Origin of the sequence: Mesorhizobium sp. M4A.F.Ca.ET.090.04.2.1 (assembly GCF_003999085.1) — a bacterium.
Lineage (GTDB): Bacteria > Pseudomonadota > Alphaproteobacteria > Rhizobiales > Rhizobiaceae > Mesorhizobium.
On sequence record NZ_RZOT01000686.1, the window covers coordinates 1 to 2,578 of the forward strand.

3 protein-coding genes are annotated in these 2,578 nt (G+C 65.1%); all 3 read left to right on the forward strand.

All coding sequences use genetic code 11. The features are described from left to right. The first annotated feature begins 129 nt into the window (after positions 1 to 129). Complete coding sequence (locus EN781_RS30385; RefSeq protein ID WP_126055767.1) at positions 130 to 429, forward strand: hypothetical protein; 300 nt, start codon at positions 130 to 132, stop codon at positions 427 to 429. 70 nt (positions 430 to 499) lie between these two features. Further along, the gene (locus tag EN781_RS30390; protein WP_126055766.1) at positions 500 to 1,165 is read left to right on the forward strand and encodes a response regulator transcription factor; all 666 of its coding nucleotides are present in this window, start codon (positions 500 to 502) and stop codon (positions 1,163 to 1,165) included. Then, positions 1,149 to 2,578, forward strand: a 1,430-nt coding sequence (locus EN781_RS30395; protein ID WP_127400628.1) for an ATP-binding protein, incomplete at its 3' end; no start/stop codon positions are given. The genes EN781_RS30390 and EN781_RS30395, both read left to right, overlap by 17 nt.

Below are 2,578 nucleotides of genomic sequence, written 5' to 3' on the forward strand. Positions count from 1 at the left end.
ACCGGGCCTGAGGGGGGAACGGCAGATCGCAATGCTCGGCTTTGCGGCTCAGGGGGTGTTTGCAGGCATGGTTTTTCAGGCGGTTACCGTTCATTTCACGTTCAGCACCGATGCGTTACAACGCCTGTCATGAAAACGCTTCGCACCCATCTCCGAACCGCGATGCTGGCGCTCGCAGCAGCCGGTCTGCTCGCGTCGCAGGCGATGTCGGCTCCGGCCATCGCGCCTGACGACACGCAGCCCTTCGTGGTCGCGGCGTCGGACTGCTATGCGATCGGCCAGCAGGTGGCGGCGCAGAATGGCGGCACGCTGGCCAAGGCCTCGCAGGCGACGCGTGGCGGCCAGGCGGTCTGCGTCATCGTTGTGCTGGTGCCCGGCAAGGATGGGCAGCGCCCGCGCCGCACCGAGATCGTCGTTCCGCTGAATTGATATCGAAGTTTCCCAAGCTGTTGGAATCGCAGTATATCTGCCCTGAACGTCAAGAGGTTTGAACTCCGGCATGCGTGTGCTCGTCGTCGAAGATGACAAGGATCTCAACCGACAGGTGTCGGATGCGCTGATCGATGCCGGCTATGTCGTTGACCGCGCCTTCGATGGCGAGGAAGGGCATTTCCTCGGCGACACCGAGCCCTACGACGCCGTCGTCCTCGATATCGGCCTGCCGCAAATGGACGGTATCAGCGTGGTCGAGCGCTGGCGCCGCGGCGGCCGCAAGATGCCGGTGCTGATCCTCACCGCGCGCGACCGCTGGAGCGACAAGGTGGCCGGCATCGACGCCGGTGCCGACGACTATGTCACCAAGCCCTTCCACATTGAGGAAGTGCTGGCGCGGGTCAGGGCGCTGATCCGGCGCGCCGCCGGCCATGCCTCGTCGGAACTGACCTGCGGGCCGCTGCGCCTCGACACCAAGGCCTCGAAGGCCGATGTCGACGGCGTGCCGTTGAAGCTGACCTCGCACGAATTTCGCCTGCTTGCCTACCTGATGCACCACATGGGCGAGGTGGTGTCGCGCACCGAGCTGGTCGAACACCTTTACGACCAGGATTTCGACCGCGATTCCAACACCATCGAGGTCTTCGTCGGCCGGTTGCGCAAGAAAATGGGCATCGACATGATCGAAACCGTGCGCGGCATGGGCTACCGCATGCGTGAGCCGGAGGCGTAAGGCGGAACCGCTCGCTACAATCGCAAGGAAACCTTTTTCGGCTCGGCTATGGCCGCGCTCGCTGGCTTTCCGCGTCATTGCTTTCTCGACCATCTGGGCGATCCTGACCCTGGTCGTCATCTTCACCCTCATCACCACGCTTTACCGCCAGGCGAGCGAGCGCGGTTTCGACAGCCTCTTGTCGGCGCATCTGTTCAATCTGATCGGCTCGGTCGGCATTTCCGAAAATGGGGCGCTCACCGGCGCGCCGGATCTTGGCGACCTGCGCTTTTCCGAGCCGAATTCCGGCTGGTACTGGTCGGTGGAGCCGGCCTCCGAGGGCGTCCATGGCGAGATCCATTCCTCCTCAATGACGACGTCCGTCCTGTCGCCTTCCGTCGCCGAGGTTCCGTTCAACGCGAACTTCCAGCGCAGCTACTCGACCGAAGGCATCAAGGGCGAGGAGCTCGAAGTGTTCGAGAGCGAGTTCGTCCTCGACGCCAAGAACCGCGCCGCGCGCTTCCGCGTTATGGGCAACCATACCGAACTGGAGCAGGAGATCGCCAGCTTCCAGCGCCGGCTGCTCACCTATCTGTCGCTGTTCGGCGTCGGCATGATCGCCATCAACGCCATCGCCATCCTGATCGGCCTGCAGCCCTTGCGCCGGGTGCGCAACGCGCTGGCCATGGTGCGCGAAGGCACTGCGCAGCGGCTCGATGGCCGCTTCCCGGCCGAGATCGAGCCGCTCGCCAACGAGACCAACGCGCTGATCGAGAACAACAAGCGCATCGTCGAGCGCTCGCGCACGCAGGTCGGCAACCTTGCCCATTCGCTGAAGACGCCGCTCGCGGTGCTCCTCAACGAGGGCCGAGCGCTGGGCGGCGCCAAGGGGCAGCTCATCGCCGAGCAGGCCGCCTCGATGCAGAAGCAGGTCGACCACTATCTGCAGCGGGCGCGCGTCGCCGCACAGCGCGACAGCGTCGTCTACCGCACGCCGGTGGCGCCGCTGGTGCAGCGCATGGTCCGCGTGCTGCAGAAGCTCAAGCCCGAAACCAGTCTCACGCTGTCGCTGCCGGCTACCGAGATCATCTTTGGCGGCGAGCGCGAGGATCTGGAGGAGCTGCTGGGCAACCTCCTCGACAACGCTATGAAATGGGCGAAGCGCGCCGTCGCCGTATCGGTGGCGCCGGTTTCGGGCAAGGACGGCGTCGGCGCAAACCTGTTCGAGATCGCTATCGAGGATGACGGTCCGGGCATTCCCGAGGACAGCGCGCGCGAGGCGCTGAAGCGCGGCCGCCGGCTCGACGAGACCAAGCCCGGCACCGGGCTGGGGCTCGCCATTGTGGCCGACCTCGTCAACGAATATGGCGGCGCACTTGCGCTGGAGCGTTCCGCCATGGGTGGGCTGAAGGCGGTGGTGCGATTGCGGAGCCT

Excerpts from the sequence above, each read along its gene's own strand:
- EN781_RS30385 (WP_126055767.1), top strand. The coding sequence starts at position 130 with ATGAAAACGCTTCGCACCCATCTCCGAACCGCGATGCTGGCGCTCGCA.
- EN781_RS30390 (WP_126055766.1), top strand. The coding sequence starts at position 500 with ATGCGTGTGCTCGTCGTCGAAGATGACAAGGATCTCAACCGACAGGTG.